Raw genomic sequence first — 19244 nt, 5'->3', positions numbered from 1 at the left:
TTGTTTCAGCCACTTACATGGGAAATAGTTATGACGGAATATGGTGATTACTCTCCAAAAGAACAACTACAGTTGACGGTCTGTCAGCGCCTGATTGCAGAAAAGAGCTATATCTCCCAGGAAGAGATCCGCCGCGACCTGCAGGAGAGAGGGTTTGACAGCATCAGCCAGTCGACCGTTTCGCGTCTGCTGAAGTTGCTCGGAGTCATAAAAATTCGAAATGCTAAAGGGCTAAAGATTTATTCGTTGAATCCTCAACTGCGCCCTGCCCCCGACGCCGCACGCACCGTTTCAGAAATGGTGGTGAGCGTCGAGCATAATAGCGAATTTATCCTCGTGCACACCGTTGCCGGATATGGCCGCGCGGTGGCGCGCATTCTGGATTATCACCAGCTTCCGGAAATTTTAGGCGTGGTGGCCGGCAGCAGTATCGTCTGGGTCGCCCCCCGGGTGGTGAAGCGCACCGCGCTGGTGCATAAGCAAATTAATTATTTACTCAGAACGAATTAATATTCACAAAGAACCGTTTGCATTGAGTAAAGCGTGCATTAAATCGCTTGATCCGCAAAGCGAGCTGCGTATAATGCCCCACAATTTGCCGGGAGGAAGCATGGTCAAGCGTGTACGACACAACGTCTTACCGCGTCTGAAATCAGACGCTGGCCTGCCGTTTTTCTTCCCGTTGCTCAATCTATTCCCAGAGCCCCTCATTTGAGGGGCTTTTTTTTGCCCGGCGTCAGGAGATAAACATGAATCCGCTTTATCAAAAACACATCATTTCCATAAACGACCTCAGCCGCGAAGAGCTGGAACTGGTTCTGGAAACCGCGGCAAAACTGAAGGCTAATCCGCAACCGGAGCTGCTGAAGCACAAGGTGATTGCAAGCTGCTTCTTTGAAGCCTCCACCCGCACCCGCCTCTCCTTTGAAACCTCGATGCACCGCCTGGGCGCGAGCGTGGTGGGCTTCTCGGACAGCAGCAACACGTCGCTGGGTAAGAAAGGCGAAACTCTGGCGGATACCATTTCAGTGATCAGCACCTATGTGGACGCGATCGTGATGCGTCACCCGCAGGAGGGCGCGGCGCGCCTGGCAACCGAGTTTTCCGGCGGCATTCCGGTACTGAACGCCGGTGACGGTGCCAACCAGCACCCGACGCAGACCCTGCTGGATCTGTTCACCATTCAGGAAACTCAGGGCACGCTTGAGAACCTGAACATCGCCATGGTCGGCGACCTGAAATATGGCCGTACTGTCCACTCCCTGACCCAGGCGCTGGCGAAATTTAACGGTAACCGCTTCTTCTTCATCGCCCCGGACGCGCTGGCCATGCCGCAGTACATCCTCGACATGCTGGACGAAAAAGGCATTCAGTGGAGCCTGCATGCGAGCATCGAAGAGGTGATGAGCCACGTGGATATTCTGTACATGACCCGCGTGCAGAAAGAGCGTCTGGACCCGTCCGAATATGCCAACGTGAAGGCGCAGTTTGTGCTGCGCGCCAGCGACCTTGAGGGGGCGCGCGACAACATGAAGGTCCTGCACCCGCTGCCGCGCATCGATGAGATCACCACAGATGTGGATAAAACGCCGCACGCCTGGTACTTCCAGCAGGCCGGGAACGGCATCTTCGCCCGCCAGGCGTTACTGGCACTGGTTCTGAATCGCGAATTAGCTCTGTAAGGGGAGACGACCATGACACACGATAACAAACTCCAGGTTGAAGCCATCAAGCGTGGCACCGTGATTGACCACATCCCTGCGCAGGTGGGCTTTAAGCTGCTGACGCTGTTCAAACTGACCGAAACCGACCAGCGCATCACCATCGGCCTGAACCTGCCGTCAGGCGAGATGGGACGCAAAGATCTGATCAAGATTGAGAACACCTTCCTGACCGACGAGCAGGTCAACCAGCTGTCGCTGTACGCGCCGGAGGCCACCGTCAACCGCATCGACGAGTATGAAGTGGTCGGCAAATCCCGTCCGAGCCTGCCGGAACGCATTGAGAGCGTGCTGGTTTGCCCGAACAGCAACTGCATCAGCCACGCTGAGCCGGTATCCTCCAGCTTTGCAGTGAAAAAACGCGCCGATGACATCGCGCTCAAATGCAAATACTGCGAAAAAGAGTTTTCTCATTATGTGGTGCTGGCCAACTAATTGAGGTTGGTAATGAAATCCCGGCTGTTATAATGGCCGGGAACATTCTTAACGCTGTCATTCTGGAGAAAACATGAGCAAAGTACTCGCGACGGAAAATGCACCCGCGGCTATCGGCCCCTACGTTCAGGGCGTTGATCTGGGCAGCATGATCATCACTTCAGGTCAGATCCCGGTGAACCCGAAAACCGGCGCGGTGCCGGAAGACGTAGCGGCACAGGCGCGTCAGTCGCTGGAAAACGTGCAGGCTATCGTGGAATCCGCAGGCCTGAAAGTAGGCGATATCGTGAAAACCACCGTTTTCGTGAAAGATCTGAACGATTTCGCGACCGTTAACGCCACTTACGAAGCCTTCTTCACCGAGCACAACGCCACCTTCCCGGCGCGCTCCTGCGTGGAAGTGGCCCGTCTGCCAAAAGACGTGAAGATTGAAATCGAAGCGATTGCGGTACGTCGCTAAGCGGTTTCAACAGATCATGGGCGGCGTTGGCCGTCCATTTTTTTTGGCTATTTTTCCTCTCTCCACCGCATGACGTTCCCCGCTCGCCATTAATAACATCGCACTGCAGATTAATTATTAATGGACTAACAATGAAATTATCAAAAATTGCACTGGCGGTGGCGACCCTGACCGTTGCCTCCTCCGCACTGGCCCACGGTTATATTGAATCTCCTGCCAGCCGCGCTTATATGTGTAAGCTTGGGCAAAATATTGATTGCGGTTCCGTTCAGTATGAACCGCAGAGCGTGGAGAAAACCTCCGGCTTCCCGACCGGGGCGATGCCGCCTGACGGCCAGCTTGCCAGCGCGGGAATTGCGAATTACTCCCAGCTGGATAAACAGAGCCTGAACGCATGGACGAAAAGCCCCATGACCGCCGGCCCGCATGAATTTGTCTGGTATCACACCGCGCCGCACAAAACCACCAACTGGCGTTACTACATCACCAGACAAAACTGGGATCCGAATAAACCCCTGACCCGCGATCAGTTTGAATTAACCCCGTTCTGTACCGTGAATGGCAATGGCCAGGCCCCCGCGATGCGTAAAGCCATGACCTGCAATGTGCCGGCACGCACGGGTTATCAGGTGATTTATGGCGTCTGGGAAATAGCGGATACCTCGAACAGTTTCTACCAGGCCATTGACGTTGATTTCGGTAACGGCGGCAATGTTACCCCGGATGACGGTGCCGGCATCGAATCAGAGTGGAGCAAAGTCCTCAGCGGCCAGATTGCGGGAAATAACCTGAACGTCGGCGATAAGGTCATTGCCCGCTTCTTCGATGCGCACGGTGAAGTGACGTCCCTGCGCACGGAAATAACGATCGCCACGGCCGCGCAGGGGGATGCTAACCAGTGGTCTTACGATCTGGCGCAGAAAATTAACACCGCGCACCAGGACATTCGCGTTGGCGTGAAAGATGAGGGCGGCGAGATTAGCCCGGTTCATGGCGCGAACAGCGTATTCGTCAAAGAGGGCAGCGCCCTGCAGTCCGTTGCGATTTCGTACGAAGAGCAGAAGGCGGAGGTCAACGAAACTATCGCCGTCAGCAATTTGCACTACAGCAAAATCGAGAACGGCAATGCGACCATCACCTTCCACGTGAACACCCACGGTAACGTCGATTTCGAAGCCCACGTCATGAACCATCACGGCGCGGAAAAAGGCTATCTCAAGCAGGCGATGAACAACGCGAATCAGGACGTCACCCTGACGCTGACCGACGTTGAAGCGGGCCATCACATGCTGAAGTACTACGCCACCAATCAGGACGGCACGCTGTTTGCGCAGGATGTACTGAACCTGATGCTGGAAGATGACGCGGCGGCGGACAACAGCCCCGGTCAGCATGACTACATCTTCCCGGACAATATCGCGTCGTATAAAGCGGGTACCGTGGTGCTGCAGCCGAAAGACGGTAAGACCTACCAGTGTAAGCCATTCCCGTACAGCGGCTACTGCGTGCAGTGGAGCAAGTATGCGACCCAGTTTGAGCCGGGCACAGGTTCACACTGGAAAGAGGCGTGGGTTCTGAAGCACTGAGTCGTCTGATTCCCTCACCCCGGCCCTCTCCCAAAGGGAGAGGGTGTATAAATTCCCTCTCCCTTTGGGAGAGGGTTAGGGTGAGGGGGTCTATTGATTCCGCGTCGCTCTGAGCAGCGTCTCCAGCGGATAGACCGCCGCAATCACCACCTCGTCCTGCACCTTCGCCGCGTTATCCAGCTCACCCTGAATCGAGGCTATTTCTTTATCGTCCAGCGTGCCCTGCCGCGCCACCAGATCGGTGAGCCGCAGGCCAATCGACGCAAGCTTGTCGACCTCCTGAATCACCGGTTTGATCGCCTTCAGCTGATAGCTGTTTTCGCTTAACGCCAGCGCGTCGCTGGTGTTGCTCTGCCAGCGGTTGAACACGTGGCGCAGCGCCTCGGCGCTTTCCGCATCTTCCGCGTCGCTCACCAGACGATCGGCCCATTTGTTCATCTGCCGCACGGTAGCGCTTTCGGCGTTCAGCGCATCCGCGAAGCGGTTGAGGGGTTCAAACTGATGGTAGTTTCCGGCCTGGAACTTCAGGTGCTGACGGGTGTAGTACTGCGCCGGCTCAACGGCCTGGGCGAGGATTTGCAGCGGCAGGGTGTCGGCATTACCGGCGAGGCGTGTGAATTGCACCTGCTGCTGGGTGTGCTGTTGTAGCCCGACCGACACCGTCGACCAACTGTCCATCGCCTGCAGGCGGGTGTACATGTTGTCGACGTCGTTGACGTCCTGCGCGGACCACAGGCGCTCCGCGACCGCAAACGTACGCGGCCACAGGCGGATATCGAGCACCGGCGCCACCACGTTTTCTGCCCACAGCGCGGCTTCACCGCCGAGCAGGTTAACCTGATGCGCGGCGTCCGGCACCACCGGCGGCGTCCCTTCAGGGACCTCGTCCAGACGCGTGCCGCTAATCGGATAACGGACGTTCCCCACCAGGAAGTAGCCGGTGAGCTTATCGTTATCCACCGATACCACCGGACGGGTTTCCCCCATCCAGGTGTCGACGGTAAAGGTCACCTGGTTGTCATCGCGCCAGGCAATGTCCTGTACCGCGCGGCGGGATTTGCCGGCAAAATCAATAAACCCGCGCCAGCCTGATTCCCCTTTCACCAGCGTGAAACTTCCCTCCACCGGCTTCCCCTTCAGGCGCGGCATAGAGAAGGCCCAGCTCTGGACGCTGTCGGTGTCTGCGATGACATCCACGCCGTTTAAGCCCTGCGGGACGATCTCGTTGCGGTAGTGGTAGGCGGTGGACTGCGGCTGATCGAGATAGAAGCCCGTGGAGAGGATCCCTTTATAGCCGTTCTGCGCCACCTGCCCCAGCGCGTCCTGCCCCTGCCAGGACTGGATCAGAATGCTTTTCGGCAGATCGGGATGGTAGATCTCGTCCCAGCCGACCATCTGCCGGTGATGCTTTTCAAGGATCGTTTCCAGCCTGCGGTTGAAGTAAGCCTGCAACGCGTGGCTGTCAGCAAGCTTCTTATCGCGCATAAACTGCTGAATGGCCGGGTTCGCTTTCCACTGGCTGTCGTCCACCTCGTCACCGCCGATATGCAGATACGGATCGGGGAAGATCGCCGCCAGTTCGCTGACCATCGCCTCAGCAAAGGTGTAAGTTGCCTCTTTGGTCGGGTCCAGCACCGGTTTGAGCACGCCCCAGTGGCGCTCCATCTGATACGCCCCCGGCGCGCTCATCAGCTCCGGGTAGGCCACGGCGATGGCCGAGGCGTGGCCCGGCATGTCGATTTCCGGCACCACGCGGATGCCGCGCTCGGTAGCGTAACGCACGACCTCGCGCATCTGTTCCGGGGTGTAGTACAGGCCATCGCTGGCAAGCCGGGTCAGTTTGGGATAGCGCGTCGAGCTGAAGCGCCAGCCCTGATCGTCGGTGAGATGCCAGTGCAGCACGTTTAGCTTGGCCGCGGCCATGCCGTCAATCTGGCGCTTGATATCCGGCAGCGGGATAAAGTGGCGCGCCGAGTCCAGCAGCAGCCCGCGCCACGGGAAGCGCGGGGAATCCTCAATCGACACCCACGGCAGGGAGGTGTTTTCCGCGCCGTTTTGTATCAGCTGGAGCAGGGTTTCCATGGCGCGTAGCGCGCCGAAGCGAGTGTTGGCGGAGATATCCACCCCGTTGGCATCCACCGTGAGCTTATAGCTTTCGTCGCTGTCCGGCAGCGGCTGCGGCTTCACTTTTTTGGCAATAGCAATGCGGATGGTCGGTTTTTCCGGCTTATCAGCCTGCGGCTGCAGCGTCCAGCCGGTTTGCAGGGCGATACGCTGACGCAGACGGTTCACCGCATCACCGAGATCGTCCCCGCTGACGCTTACGGAAACGTTGTTACTCAGCACCAGTGCGCCCTGGGTGGTTGGGCGTTCGACCTTCGCAGGCCAGGGCATCAACGGGAGATCCCCTGCCGGGGCGGCAAACGCCGACGCGCCGAGCAGCAGCCCGGCGGTTAAGAGACTGTACCGTAACATGAATGTTCCTTATCTGACGGGCCAAATAAAGGCAAAACATTCTGTTAACATGCGCTCATTTTGTCGTCAAGCGAATGCGCCGACGGAGATCACAGGTTGTTGAATTTGGGAGGAAAGCTAGTGCCGGGTGGCGGCTTCGCCTTACCCGGCCTACGTTCTGATCGTAGGCCCGGTAAGCGCAGCGCCACCGGGCTTGCCGTTACTGCCACCCATACCGACGCGCATAGAACCCTTTCACCATCTGCGTCAGCACCATATAACCGGCGAGGATCGCCACCAGCCACGGGAAATAACTCAGCGGCAACGCCTGCAGCTGCAGGTAACCTGCCAGCGGTGAGAACGGCAGTGCGATACCCAGCGCCATCACAATCCCCGTCATCACAATCAGCGGCCACGCGGCATGGCTCTGGAGGAACGGAATGCGGCGGGTGCGGAGCATATGCACAATCAGCGTCTGCGACAGCAGTCCCACCACGAACCAGCCGGACTGGAACAGGGTCTGATGTTCCGGGGTGTTGGCGTGGAACACAAACCACATCAGGCAGAAGGTCAGGATGTCAAAGACGGAGCTGATGGGGCCAAAGAACAGCATAAAGCGACCCAGATCCGCCGGGTTCCAGCGCTGCGGTTTCTGGATCTGCTCGTCGTCGACGTTATCAAACGGGATCGCCACCTGAGAGACATCGTACATCAGGTTCTGGATCAGCAGATGCAGCGGCAGCATCGGCAGGAACGGCAGAAAGGCGCTCGCCACCAGCACGCTGAATACGTTACCGAAGTTGGAGCTGGCGGTCATCTTGATGTACTTGAGCATGTTGGCGAAGGTGCGACGGCCTTCAATTACGCCCTCTTCCAGCACCATCAGGCTCTTTTCCAGCAGGATGATATCCGCCGCTTCGCGGGCGATATCCACCGCCCCGTCAACGGAGATACCAATATCCGCCGCACGCAGCGCGGGCGCGTCGTTGATGCCGTCACCCATAAAGCCCACCACGTGCCCTTCGCGGCGCAGCAGGGTAACAATGCGCTCTTTGTGCATCGGTGTCAGACGGGCAAACAGCGTGGTGCGCCGGGCAAGCTGAGCCAGCTCGTCATCGGAGAGCGGTTCAATGTCGCTCCCCACCACCACGTCACCCGCGTCCAGCCCCACTTCATGGCACACTTTGGCCGCCACCAGCTCGCTGTCGCCGGTGAGGATTTTCACGGTGATACCGCTCGCCTTCAGCGCTTTCAGCGCCGGGGCGGTGGTCTCTTTCGGCGGATCGAGGAAGGCGATGTAACCCTCGAGGATCAGATCGGATTCGTCGATTCGCTGATAGTCCCCCTCGCGCGCGGGCAGGAATTTGCTCGCCACCGCCACCACCCGCAGCCCCTGTCGGTTCAGGTTATCGGTGACGCGCCTGATGCGGCGCAGCATGGTGTCATCCAGCGGCACGATGTCGCCGTTATAGCGCACCTGCGTCGACACGTTCAGGATCTCCTGCAGCGCCCCTTTGCAGATCAGCTGATGGACATCTGCCTGCTCGCTCACCACCACCGACATCCGGCGGCGCTCGAAATCGAACGGGATCTCATCCACCTTCTGCCAGCGCCCGGAGAGCGTGCGGGCAGCCTCCTCGTCCACCCCTTCCAGCACCGCCACGTCGAGCAGGTTTTTCAGCCCGGTCTGGTAGTGGCTATTCAGCCAGGCGCTGTGCAGCACGCGCTCGCTGGTTTTGCCGGAAATATCGGTGTGGTTCTCCAGCACGATTTTGTCCTGCGTCAGGGTGCCGGTTTTATCGGTGCAGAGAATGTCCATCGCGCCAAAGTTCTGAATGGCGTCGAGGTGTTTGACGATCACTTTCTGTTTAGAGAGCTTCACCGCCCCGCGCGCCAGCGTGGAGGTGACGATCATCGGCAGCATTTCCGGGGTTAAGCCGACGGCCACAGAGAGCGCAAACAGCGCCGCTTCCCACCAGTCGCCTTTGGTGTAGCCGTTGATCAGCAGCACGATCGGCGTCATCACCATCATAAAGCGGATCAGCAGCATGCTGACGCGGCCAATCCCTTTCTGGAAAGCATTCGGTTCGCTTTCCTGCTCGCTGACGCGCCCGGCAAGCTGACCAAACCAGGTGTTGCCTCCGGTGGCGGTGACGATCGCCTGCGCCGTACCGCTGACCACCGTGGTGCCCATAAAGCACAGGGTGTCGCACTCAAGCGGGTTCATCTGCAGCGGGTCGCGGCTGCGCGCCACCTTTTCAACGGGCAGGGACTCCCCGGTCAGGGAGGCCTGCGCCACGAACAGATCCCGTGCCTGAATGATGCGTAAATCCGCCGGGATCATATCCCCCGCGGCCAGCTTCACCAGATCGCCCGGCACCAGCTGGTCAATGGGCAGTTCAACCCAGGCGTTTTCACCGAGATCGTTGATCACGCGCGAGACGGTTGCGGTGTTGCTGACCATCGCTTTCAGGGCATCCGCCGCTTTGGTGGAGCGGGCTTCCTGAATAAAGTTCAGCAGCGTGGAGATCCCCACCATCAGGGCGATCACGCCTGCGGCAAACAGATCTTCAGTGGCGTAAGAGATCGCGCCAAGTACCGTCAGCAGTAAATTAAACGGGTTGCGGTAGCAGAGCCACAGATGCACCCACCACGGAGACGGCTTTTGCGCCGGGATCTGATTATCACCGTGCACGGCGCGGATTTTTTCCACTTCTGCCGCGTTCAGCCCTTCCGGATGCCCACCAAACGCGCGCCAGACTTCGTTTTCATCCATCGCCGCCACGTTCAGGCAGCGTTCGGTCAGGGACGCGGGGATCGCGGCGCCCGCCATGTTTTTGGCCGTGGGCAGCGGGTCGCGCTGAACAAGACGGTGTGGCAGGTGGCGGCTCAGCAGGGCCTGCAGCTGCCGGGTGATATTTTTAAACATAGTCATTCCTCCGCATCCGCAAGCGCGGACGCAGCTTTTCCTTCAGGCGTGGCAAAGCCGTACCTGAGCGGCACTCAATTTTTCAAGCAGGAACGTGTATGACGCTGCTGCCTCACATCACCGGTGAGTCAGCATCAGGCTGGCTTACCGGAAAGAACGTCTTCTCCCGTTCAGGAGAGGTGTGGGATCGGGATCCATAAAGCCTCCGGTAAGTAAAAATAAGGGGTACGCCGCGCAGTATAAGGATTTAACCGTACCCTAAGCGACGCTTCGGGCGGTATTATACCCCCCCTCAAATAAACCGAACGTAAACCAGACTTTGCCCATAGCGAATTGGCGCTATAGCATTAGGCTCATTTGACACCGTTATCGTTGTTACAGGGAATACAGCATGCAGAACCGCCTTACGATTAAAGACATCGCGCGTTTAAGCGGCGTGGGAAAATCCACCGTGTCGCGCGTGCTGAACAACGAAAGTGGGGTCAGCGAACGCACCCGCGAACGCGTTGAGGCGGTCATGAACCAGCACGGCTTTTCCCCTTCCCGCTCCGCGCGCGCCATGCGCGGACAGAGTGACAAAGTGGTGGCGATCATTGTCTCGCGTCTGGATTCGCTCTCTGAAAACCTCGCTGTGCAGACCATGCTGCCCGCCTTCTATGAGCAGGGCTATGACCCGATCATGATGGAGAGCCAGTTCTCTGTGCAGCTGGTTGAAGAGCACCTGGGTATGCTTCAGCGGCGCAACATTGACGGCGTGGTGCTGTTTGGCTTTACCGGCATCAAAGAGGAGATGCTGAAACCCTGGCAGCCGTCGCTGGTGCTGCTGGCGCGCGATGCCCACGGCTTTGCGTCCGTCTGCTATGACGACGAAGGGGCGATTATTACCCTGATGCAGCGCCTGTATGACAAAGGCCATCGCCACATCAGCTACCTCGGCGTTCCCCATGCGGACGTCACCACCGGCAAGCGTCGTCATGAAGCCTACCTGGCCTTTTGCAAAAAACACAATCTCTCCGCCGTGGCCTCCCTGCCGGGGCTCGGCATGAAGCAGGGCTACGAGCAGGTCGCCAGCGTCCTGACGCCGCAAACCACCGCGCTGGTATGCGCCACGGATACCCTGGCGCTGGGTGCGAGCAAGTATTTACAGGAACAACGCATCGATAACCTGCAGGTAGCGAGCGTGGGCAGCACACCGCTGATGAAGTTTTTACACCCGGAAATTATCACCGTCGATCCGGGCTACGCCGAGTCCGGCAGGCAGGCTGCCGCACAGCTGATCGAGCAGATCAACGGACGCGCTGAGCCGCGTCAGATTGTTATTCCCGCCCACCTTTCATAACCCACATAAATCGGTTTATTGTGATCTTCGCCCGATTTCGGGAACGTTCCCATTTTCGCCGTCACGCTGAAGGAGTAGGCTTGCGCTCAGGTCATTACACCCCTCCCATCTGTCATGAGGTTTCATGATGAGTAAAGTCAAACAAGCAGATATTGATCAGTTGATCGTCCTGGTCGGCGGCCGCGAAAACATCGCCACCGTCAGCCATTGCATTACCCGCCTGCGCTTCGTGCTGAACGATCCGGCTAAAGCCAACCCGAAAGCCATTGAAGAGCTCTCGATGGTGAAAGGCTGCTTTACCAACGCCGGACAGTTCCAGGTGGTGATTGGTACCGAAGTGGGCGATTACTATCAGGCTCTGCTGGCGACGACGGGGCACTCCTCCGCCGATAAAGAGCAGGCCAAGAAAGCCGCACGTCAGAATATGAAATGGCACGAGCAGCTGATCTCCCACTTCGCGGAGATCTTCTTCCCGCTGCTGCCGGCGCTGATCAGCGGAGGCTTGATTTTAGGCTTCCGCAACGTCATCGGTGATGTGCCGATGAGCGACGGCAAAACCCTGGCGCAGATCTATCCGGCGCTGAAAACCGTATACGACTTCCTGTGGCTGATTGGCGAAGCGATCTTCTTCTATCTGCCGGTGGGGATTTGCTGGTCCGCGGTGCGCAAGATGGGCGGTACCCCGATTCTGGGTATCGTGCTGGGCGTCACGCTGGTCTCTCCGCAGTTAATGAACGCTTACTTACTTGGTCAGCAGGTCCCGGAGGTGTGGAACTTTGGCCTGTTTACCATCGCCAAAGTGGGCTATCAGGCTCAGGTCATTCCGGCTCTGCTGGCTGGTCTGGCGCTGGGCTTTATTGAAACGCGTCTGAAGCGCATCGTGCCGGATTATCTCTATCTGGTGGTGGTGCCGGTCTGCTCGCTGATTCTGGCCGTGTTCCTGGCGCACGCCTTTATCGGTCCGTTTGGTCGCATGATTGGCGACGGCGTGGCCTTCGCGGTCCGTCATCTGATGACTGGCAGCTTTGCGCCGATTGGGGCCGCGCTGTTTGGCTTCCTGTACGCCCCGCTGGTGATCACCGGCGTACATCAGACCACGCTGGCCATTGATATGCAGATGATCCAGAGCCTTGGCGGAACACCGGTCTGGCCGATTATCGCCCTGTCTAACATCGCACAGGCATCGGCGGTCACGGGCATTATCCTTGTCAGCCGTAAGCATAACGAGCGTGAGATCTCCGTTCCGGCCGCCATCTCCGCTTACCTCGGCGTCACTGAACCGGCCATGTACGGCATCAACCTGAAATACCGCTTCCCGATGCTCTGCGCGATGATCGGTTCCGGTCTGGCAGGCCTGGTGTGTGGTCTGAACGGCGTGATGGCGAACGGGATCGGCGTCGGGGGTCTGCCGGGCATCCTCTCTATCCAGCCCGCTTACTGGCAGGTGTTTGCCCTCGCGATGGCCATTGCGATCATCGTCCCCATGGCGCTCACCACCGTGGTTTATCAGCGTAAGTTCCGTCAGGGCGCGCTGCAGATTGTTTAACATTATCTTTCGGGGCGCAGTTGCGCCCCTTCGCATTTGCAGGAACGCATTATGAATACCCTTCCTCACTGGTGGCAGAACGGCGTCATCTATCAGATTTACCCAAAGAGTTTTCAGGACACCACCGGCAGCGGCACCGGTGATTTACGCGGCGTGACGCAGCGGCTGGACTACCTCAAAACCCTCGGCATCGATGCCATCTGGCTGACGCCGTTCTATATCTCCCCGCAGGTGGATAACGGCTACGACGTGGCGAACTACACCGCCATCGACCCGGCCTACGGCACGCTGGATGATTTTGACGCGCTGGTTGCCGGTGCGCACGCGCGCGGCATTCGCATCGTGCTGGATATGGTGTTTAACCACACCTCCACGCAGCACGCCTGGTTCCGGGAATCGCTGAACAAAGCCAGTCCGTACCGCCAGTTTTACATCTGGCGCGACGGCACGCCGGAGCAGCTTCCTAACAACTGGCGCTCCAAGTTCGGCGGCAACGCCTGGCGCTGGCACGCCGAGAGCGAGCAGTATTACCTGCACCTGTTCGCCCCTGAGCAGGCAGATCTCAACTGGGAGAACCCGGACGTGCGCGCCGAGCTGAAAAAAGTGTGCGAGTTCTGGGCCGACAGGGGCGTGGATGGCCTGCGTCTCGACGTCATTAACCTGATTTCGAAAGATCAGGATTTCCCGAATGACGAAACCGGTGACGGCCGCCGTTTCTATACAGACGGGCCGCGCATCCACGAGTATCTGCAGGAGATGAGCCGCGACGTCTTCACCCCACGTAATTTGATGACGGTGGGCGAGATGTCCTCGACCTCGCTGGAGAACTGCCAGCAGTATGCTTCTCTCGATGGCCGCGAACTGTCGATGACCTTTAACTTCCACCACCTCAAGGTCGATTATCCCGGCGGCGAAAAATGGACGAAGGCGAAGCCGGACTTCGTCGCGCTGAAAACCCTCTTCCGTCACTGGCAGCAGGGGATGCACAACAAAGCCTGGAACGCGCTGTTCTGGTGTAACCACGACCAGCCGCGCATTGTGTCGCGCTTCGGTGACGAAGGAGAATACCGCGTTCACGCCGCGAAGATGCTCGGCATGGTGCTGCACGGCATGCAGGGCACCCCGTATATCTACCAGGGTGAAGAGCTCGGTATGACCAACCCGCACTTCAGCCGCATCACCGATTATCGCGACGTGGAAAGTCTGAACATGTTCGCCGAACTGCGGGCCAACGGTCGCGATCCGGACGAATTACTGGCGATCCTGGCGAGTAAGTCCCGCGACAACGGCCGCACGCCGATGCAGTGGGATGCCTCGCACAACGCGGGGTTCAGCGAGGGCGAGCCGTGGATTGGCGTCTGCGATAACTACGAAACCGTCAACGTCCGCGCGGCGCTGGATGACCCGGACTCGGTGTTTTACACCTACCAGTCTCTCATCAGCCTGCGCAAAACCCTGCCGGTGCTGACGTGGGGGGATTATGAGGATCTGCTGCCGGAGCACCCATCCCTGTGGTGCTATCGCCGCCAGTGGCAGGGGCAGACGCTGATGGTAGTGGCGAACCTGAGCGATACACCTCATGAATGGACGACTGACCTCCTGAGCGGGGCGTGGCAAACGGTGATAAGCAACTACCCGTCGCCGCAGAAAACGACGCTGCGTCCGTTTGAGGCCGTCTGGTGGCTACAGGCGTAATACCTTCACCGGGCGCATCCGTTGCGCCCGGTGTACTTTACTGTTTTTGTTGAATAATTAATCAGATTTTTCCTTTCCGCATTTACAATCGCTACAGCGCCCGCCGTTTGTACTCTCGTCTTTTTACTTTGTTCTGAATCAAATAAATCGCAAACATGTTTGATGCAAATCACTATATGTAGCACTTAAAATGCACGCCGACCCAACATCTTGTATTAATCGTCTACTATTCCAACAACAAGACGGCGACTCCGCTCTCCGGAATTGTGGATAACAAGGGTCAGAAACGAGGGAAGTGACTGGCTGGTCTCAGGATCTGTCCGGTGAATACTTCTCCGCCTCTGTGGATAACCTGTTTTTAAAAAATGGAGTGATCATGACACCGCATGTGATGAAACGTGATGGCTGTAAAGTGCCGTTTAAATCAGAGCGCATTCAGGAAGCCATTCTGCGTGCAGCTAAAGCAGCGGGAGTCGATGACGCAGATTACTGCGCCACCGTCGCAGACGTCGTTAGCCGCCAGATGAATGAACGCAGCCAGGTCGATATTAACGAGATCCAGACCGCGGTTGAGAACCAGCTGATGGCGGGGCCCTACAAGCAGCTGGCGCGTGCTTACATTGAGTACCGCCACGATCGTGACGTACAGCGTGAGAAGCGCGGCCGCCTGAACCAGGAGATCCGTGGCCTGGTGGAGCAGACCAACTCCGCCCTGCTCAATGAAAACGCCAACAAAGACAGCAAGGTTATCCCTACCCAGCGCGATCTGCTGGCCGGTATCGTGGCGAAACACTATGCCCGTCAGCATCTGCTGCCGCGCGACGTAGTGTCGGCGCACGAGCGCGGTGAGATCCACTACCACGATCTCGACTACTCGCCCTTCTTCCCGATGTTCAACTGCATGCTGATCGACCTGAAAGGCATGCTGACCCACGGCTTTAAAATGGGTAATGCCGAGATTGAGCCGCCGAAGTCGATTTCGACGGCGACGGCTGTTACCGCCCAGATCATCGCGCAGGTCGCGAGCCATATTTACGGTGGGACCACCATTAACCGTATCGACGAAGTGCTGGCCCCGTTCGTGACGGCAAGCTTCAACAAACACCGTAAAACGGCCGAAGAGTGGCAAATCCCGGACGCCGACGGCTACGCGCATTCCCGTACCGAGAAAGAGTGCTATGACGCGTTCCAGTCTCTCGAGTATGAGGTGAATACCCTGCATACCGCCAACGGCCAGACGCCGTTTGTGACCTTCGGTTTTGGTCTGGGCACCAGCTGGGAATCGCGTCTTATCCAGCAGTCCATTCTGCGCAACCGTATCTCCGGGCTCGGCAAAAACCGCAAAACCGCCGTGTTCCCGAAACTGGTGTTCGCCATCCGCGACGGCCTGAACCACAAATCTGGCGATCCGAACTACGACATCAAACAGCTGGCGCTGGAGTGCGCGAGCAAGCGTATGTACCCGGACATTCTGAACTACGACCAGGTGGTGAAGGTCACCGGTTCATTTAAAACGCCGATGGGCTGCCGCAGCTTCCTCGGCGTGTACGAAGACGAAAACGGTGAGCAGATCCACGACGGGCGCAACAACCTGGGCGTTATCAGTCTGAACCTGCCGCGCATCGCGCTGGAAGCGAAAGGTAACGAAGACGCCTTCTGGACGCTGCTGGACGAACGTCTGCAGCTGGCGCGTAAAGCGCTGATGACCCGCATTGCGCGTCTCGAAGGGGTCAAAGCCCGTGTCGCCCCTATTCTCTATATGGAAGGGGCCTGCGGCGTGCGTCTGAAAGCGGACGATGACGTGTCTGAGATCTTCAAAAACGGTCGCGCGTCAATTTCGCTGGGCTATATCGGTATCCACGAGACCATCAACGCGCTGTTTGGCGATACGCATATGTACGACAGCGCCGTGCTGCGTGAGAAAGGCATCGCTATCGTCCAGCGTCTGCGCGACGCGGTGGACCAGTGGAAAGAGGAGACCGGCTACGGCTTCAGCCTCTACAGCACGCCAAGCGAAAACCTGTGCGACCGCTTCTGCCGTCTGGACACCGCCGAGTTTGGCATTGTCGAAGGCGTGACCGACAAAGGGTACTACACCAACAGCTTCCACCTCGACGTGGAGAAAAAGGTGAACCCGTACGACAAGATCGACTTCGAAGCGGCGTATCCGCCTATCGCCAGCGGCGGCTTCATTTGCTACGGCGAGTATCCGAACATTCAGCACAACCTGAAGGCGCTGGAAGACGTGTGGGATTACAGCTACCAGCACGTGCCGTATTACGGGACCAACACGCCGATAGACGAGTGCTACGAGTGCGGTTTTACCGGAGAGTTTGAATGTACGAGTAAAGGCTTCACCTGCCCGAAATGTGGTAATCACGATGCGGCTCGCGTCTCCGTGACCCGCCGCGTGTGCGGCTACCTCGGCAGCCCGGACGCGCGTCCGTTTAACGCCGGTAAGCAGGAAGAGGTGAAGCGCCGCGTGAAGCATCTGGGGAATGGGCAGATCGGTTGAGTTCTTCGCCAGGTTCTCCCCCTCACCCTACCCCTCTCCCTCAAGGGAGAGGGAACCGATCGAGCACATTGCTAAGCCTGACGCCGGTTTTCTCCCTCTCCCTGTGGGAGAGGGCCGGGGTGAGGGCATCAGGTTAACGTTATGAACTATCACCAGTACTACCCCGTCGACATCGTTAACGGCCCCGGCACCCGCTGCACCCTGTTCGTTTCCGGCTGCGTGCACGAGTGCCCCGGCTGCTATAACAAAAGCACCTGGCGCCTCAATTCCGGCATACCGTTTACCGCTGAGATGGCAGACAGGATCATCAACGACCTGAACGACACACGCATCAAACGCCAGGGGATTTCGCTCTCCGGCGGCGATCCGCTGCATCCGCAAAACGTGCCGGATATTCTGAAGCTGGTGAAACGCATTCGCCGCGAATGTGCGGGAAAAGACATCTGGGTCTGGACGGGCTATAAGCTGGATGAACTGAATGCGGCTCAGAGGGAGGTCGTGGACCTGATTAACGTGCTGGTCGACGGCAAGTTTATGCAGGATTTAAAAGACCCGTCGCTTATCTGGCGAGGCAGCAGTAACCAGGTCGTGCATCATCTGCGTTGAATGAAGGCGGATATTCTCTGTCCGCCTGAACGTCAAAACCGACTCAAACTCTCCATCGCCACCGCCTTAAACCCGGCAAAATCCCCACAGCTACAGAGCCGCGACATCGCCCGTTCACGCAGGAAGGTGACGAAGATATCGTAAATCGCCATCGCCTCTTCGTACTCGCTTTTGCTGATGGCGAGCAGGAAGATGACGTGCGCGGTTTCGTCACCCCACGGGATGCCCTGCGGGGCGAGGACGGTATAGACCACCGTTTTCTGCGCCAGCAGGCCGAGGGAGTGCGGCAGCGCGATGCCGTCCCCGAGCATGGTGCTGACGATGGCCTCACGCTCAACGACCGACTCCAGAAAGGCTTCCCCCACAAATCCCTCTTCTTCAAGCTGTTCGCACAGCTCCCGGAACAGGGTCTGCTGGTCAACAGGCGTGTTAATAATGCGGAAATGGGCTGCGTCAAAGTATTTATCCAGCATCCACGGGCGGGTGCGGTCCACCAGCACCAGCTTGCCGATCTGCTCCAGCTGGTAATCCGTCGGGAACGGGGCGATCATCACCACCGGTTTCGACTTTTCACTGACGCGGACGGTGGAAATAACAAAATCTTCGCTGATGGATTCGGTCAGCTCGTACTCGCGCAGGGTGAGGGTGCGCGTCATCTCAATTTGCGGGTATTTGCGCTGCAGCACCGCCTCAATCATGCGCACCATGGCGTTACCGGCGTCACACACCAGCAGCACGCGCGGCTGGCGCTGGTAGCCGATGTTGTAGTGGCGCTCCAGCCCGACGCCGATGTGCAGCACCAGGAAGCCAATCTCGTTTTCGCTGATCACATACGGCGTATATTTGCCCCAGCTCGACACCGCCGCCAGGGTCATATCCCACGCCATCGGGTAGTGCTGCTTGATGTTATCCAGCAGCGGATTCGGGATCATGATTTGATACCGCACGCGGGTGATCATGGTTTTGATGTGCGTGAGCAGATCCGCATGCAGCTGTTCGTCGCTGAGCAGGTTGTAGTTATAGTGGGTGTTAATGTAGCGCAGGATATAGTTAACCAGCGCTTCGTCGTCGTCGGCATTTATGGCGCTGGGCGCAATCTCCTGGATCTGCCGCGCGGCGATGTGAACGCACAGCCAGCTCTCCTCCGAAGGTGAAAGCGCTTTGCCCGCCAGCTGCTGGAGGGTCACGGCGATATCTTTCGCCGCCTCGCGCACGTTCTCTTCCACGTCTTCGGCATGGAATTCCGGCAGCGGGTAACCTTCGCTGATGCGGCGCACCGACACCGCGCAGTAGAGGCGCAGGAACAGCTCGCCTTCGTCGGTCAGGCGGATGTGATGATGCGTCAGTGCGTCGTGCAGCACCGGTACCATCTGCTCCGCCACGCCCGCATTCAGCGCAACCTCCGTCACCAGTGGATTCAGGCTGTCCTGCTGGGCCAGCTCCCAGAGCAGATCGGTCAGGCACGCGCGGATCGCCATCTCGCTGCCAAACAGCTTCATCCCGTGGCGAGGACGGGTTTCCAGCGTCAGGTTATAGCGGTGGAACCACTCGCGCACCTCGGCCATGTCGCTCTGCAGCGTGGCGCGGCTGACGAACCACTCGTCCGCCAGATCCTCAAGCTTGAGGGAAAAGGCCGAGGTCAGAAAACGCACCACCAGATAGTGCACGCGCTCCGGCCCGGTCCGCGGAATGCGCAGCGCACGCGGGTGGGAGGCCTGCAGCTGCTGATAGCGCTCGGCATCCTCAATTTTGAGCTGGTAGCCGTTGCCCCGGCTCAGAATGAACTGCGCGCCGTGGCCTGCCAGCAGCGCGTTGAGGGCGGTGATATCCGCACGGACGGTTCGCGTGGAGACCGACAGCCGCTGCGCCAGCTCGTCCTGTGGCAGCGTCTCGTTTTGCAACAGATCGAAAAGTTGCGCTAAACGTTGGTTCGGGAATCGCACGTCGTTGTCCTCTTA

General features: G+C 58.3%; 14 protein-coding genes and 1 pseudogene. 11 read left to right on the top strand and 4 right to left on the bottom strand.

Features of this window, described 5'->3' with window-relative positions; genetic code table 11:
* Window positions 1-30: 30 nt before the first annotated feature.
* Window positions 31-510, top strand: coding sequence for an arginine repressor (locus SP99_RS02495; RefSeq protein WP_025759899.1), 480 nt, complete (start codon window positions 31-33; stop codon window positions 508-510).
* 3 nt (window positions 511-513) lie between these two features.
* On the opposite strand, the pseudogene SP99_RS25270 reads toward SP99_RS02495, so the two are convergent.
* Window positions 514-631 (bottom strand): annotated as a pseudogene (locus SP99_RS25270) (hypothetical protein).
* On the opposite strand from SP99_RS25270, the gene SP99_RS23470 reads away from it, so the two are divergent.
* The 5 genes from SP99_RS23470 to gbpA all read left to right on the top strand — a co-directional run bounded on the left by SP99_RS23470 (window position 611) and on the right by gbpA (window position 4202).
* Window positions 611-715: a pyrBI operon leader peptide gene (locus SP99_RS23470; RefSeq protein ID WP_022646880.1), complete on the top strand. Its 105-nt coding sequence runs from the start codon at window positions 611-613 to the stop codon at window positions 713-715. The pseudogene SP99_RS25270 and the gene SP99_RS23470 overlap by 21 nt on opposite strands.
* A 34-nt stretch (window positions 716-749) precedes the next feature.
* Window positions 750-1682: an aspartate carbamoyltransferase gene (pyrB, locus tag SP99_RS02490; RefSeq protein WP_025759900.1), complete on the top strand. Its 933-nt coding sequence runs from the start codon at window positions 750-752 to the stop codon at window positions 1680-1682.
* 12 nt (window positions 1683-1694) lie between these two features.
* Entirely contained in the window at window positions 1695-2156 is a 462-nt protein-coding gene (pyrI, locus tag SP99_RS02485; RefSeq protein ID WP_025759901.1) for an aspartate carbamoyltransferase regulatory subunit, read from the top strand.
* A gap of 73 nt (window positions 2157-2229) precedes the next feature.
* Window positions 2230-2616: a 2-iminobutanoate/2-iminopropanoate deaminase gene (gene ridA, locus SP99_RS02480; protein WP_008501391.1), complete on the top strand. Its 387-nt coding sequence runs from the start codon at window positions 2230-2232 to the stop codon at window positions 2614-2616.
* A gap of 131 nt (window positions 2617-2747) precedes the next feature.
* Window positions 2748-4202, top strand: a complete 1455-nt coding sequence (gene gbpA / locus SP99_RS02475; RefSeq protein ID WP_047957637.1) for an N-acetylglucosamine-binding protein GbpA — start codon at window positions 2748-2750, stop codon at window positions 4200-4202.
* A 90-nt stretch (window positions 4203-4292) separates the two neighbouring features.
* Here the strand turns inward: gbpA and SP99_RS02470 are convergent, their stop codons facing one another.
* Window positions 4293-6677, bottom strand: a complete 2385-nt coding sequence (locus tag SP99_RS02470; RefSeq protein WP_047957636.1) for a beta-N-acetylhexosaminidase — start codon at window positions 6675-6677, stop codon at window positions 4293-4295.
* Window positions 6678-6876: 199 nt separating this feature from the next.
* The gene (mgtA, locus tag SP99_RS02465; RefSeq protein WP_047957635.1) at window positions 6877-9585 is read right to left on the bottom strand and encodes a magnesium-translocating P-type ATPase; all 2709 of its coding nucleotides are present in this window, start codon (window positions 9583-9585) and stop codon (window positions 6877-6879) included.
* A gap of 391 nt (window positions 9586-9976) precedes the next feature.
* On the opposite strand from mgtA, the gene treR reads away from it, so the two are divergent.
* The 5 genes from treR to nrdG all read left to right on the top strand — a co-directional run bounded on the left by treR (window position 9977) and on the right by nrdG (window position 17286).
* The gene (gene treR / locus SP99_RS02460) at window positions 9977-10924 is read left to right on the top strand and encodes a trehalose operon repressor TreR (RefSeq protein WP_025759097.1); all 948 of its coding nucleotides are present in this window, start codon (window positions 9977-9979) and stop codon (window positions 10922-10924) included.
* 127 nt (window positions 10925-11051) lie between these two features.
* Window positions 11052-12470: a PTS trehalose transporter subunit IIBC gene (gene treB / locus SP99_RS02455; RefSeq protein WP_025759096.1), complete on the top strand. Its 1419-nt coding sequence runs from the start codon at window positions 11052-11054 to the stop codon at window positions 12468-12470.
* Between the two features lie 51 nt (window positions 12471-12521).
* A complete protein-coding gene (treC, locus tag SP99_RS02450; RefSeq protein ID WP_047957634.1) occupies window positions 12522-14165 on the top strand; it encodes an alpha,alpha-phosphotrehalase in 1644 nt (547 codons plus the stop codon).
* A 376-nt stretch (window positions 14166-14541) separates the two neighbouring features.
* Window positions 14542-16680, top strand: coding sequence for an anaerobic ribonucleoside-triphosphate reductase (gene nrdD, locus SP99_RS02445; RefSeq protein ID WP_047959760.1), 2139 nt, complete (start codon window positions 14542-14544; stop codon window positions 16678-16680).
* 141 nt (window positions 16681-16821) lie between these two features.
* The gene (gene nrdG, locus SP99_RS02440) at window positions 16822-17286 is read left to right on the top strand and encodes an anaerobic ribonucleoside-triphosphate reductase-activating protein (RefSeq protein ID WP_047957633.1); all 465 of its coding nucleotides are present in this window, start codon (window positions 16822-16824) and stop codon (window positions 17284-17286) included.
* 32 nt (window positions 17287-17318) lie between these two features.
* On the opposite strand, the gene SP99_RS02435 is transcribed toward nrdG, so the two are convergent.
* A complete protein-coding gene (locus SP99_RS02435) occupies window positions 17319-19229 on the bottom strand; it encodes a BglG family transcription antiterminator (RefSeq protein ID WP_047957632.1) in 1911 nt (636 codons plus the stop codon).
* Window positions 19230-19244 lie beyond the last annotated feature (15 nt).

It is taken from the genome of Enterobacter sp. BIDMC92, assembly GCF_001030225.1.
Classification (GTDB): Bacteria; Pseudomonadota; Gammaproteobacteria; order Enterobacterales; family Enterobacteriaceae; genus Enterobacter; species Enterobacter sichuanensis.
This window is presented reverse-complemented; position numbering and strand designations above follow the sequence as displayed.

What these genes read in the sequence shown, in the direction of transcription:
- SP99_RS02495 (WP_025759899.1), top strand. Translation starts at nt 31, where the DNA reads ATGACGGAATATGGTGATTACTCTCCAAAAGAACAACTACAGTTGACG.
- SP99_RS23470 (WP_022646880.1), top strand. Translation starts at nt 611, where the DNA reads ATGGTCAAGCGTGTACGACACAACGTCTTACCGCGTCTGAAATCAGAC.
- pyrB (WP_025759900.1), top strand. Translation starts at nt 750, where the DNA reads ATGAATCCGCTTTATCAAAAACACATCATTTCCATAAACGACCTCAGC.
- pyrI (WP_025759901.1), top strand. Translation starts at nt 1,695, where the DNA reads ATGACACACGATAACAAACTCCAGGTTGAAGCCATCAAGCGTGGCACC.
- ridA (WP_008501391.1), top strand. Translation starts at nt 2,230, where the DNA reads ATGAGCAAAGTACTCGCGACGGAAAATGCACCCGCGGCTATCGGCCCC.
- gbpA (WP_047957637.1), top strand. Translation starts at nt 2,748, where the DNA reads ATGAAATTATCAAAAATTGCACTGGCGGTGGCGACCCTGACCGTTGCC.
- SP99_RS02470 (WP_047957636.1), bottom strand. Translation starts at nt 6,677, where the DNA reads ATGTTACGGTACAGTCTCTTAACCGCCGGGCTGCTGCTCGGCGCGTCG.
- mgtA (WP_047957635.1), bottom strand. Translation starts at nt 9,585, where the DNA reads ATGTTTAAAAATATCACCCGGCAGCTGCAGGCCCTGCTGAGCCGCCAC.
- treR (WP_025759097.1), top strand. Translation starts at nt 9,977, where the DNA reads ATGCAGAACCGCCTTACGATTAAAGACATCGCGCGTTTAAGCGGCGTG.
- treB (WP_025759096.1), top strand. Translation starts at nt 11,052, where the DNA reads ATGAGTAAAGTCAAACAAGCAGATATTGATCAGTTGATCGTCCTGGTC.
- treC (WP_047957634.1), top strand. Translation starts at nt 12,522, where the DNA reads ATGAATACCCTTCCTCACTGGTGGCAGAACGGCGTCATCTATCAGATT.
- nrdD (WP_047959760.1), top strand. Translation starts at nt 14,542, where the DNA reads ATGACACCGCATGTGATGAAACGTGATGGCTGTAAAGTGCCGTTTAAA.
- nrdG (WP_047957633.1), top strand. Translation starts at nt 16,822, where the DNA reads ATGAACTATCACCAGTACTACCCCGTCGACATCGTTAACGGCCCCGGC.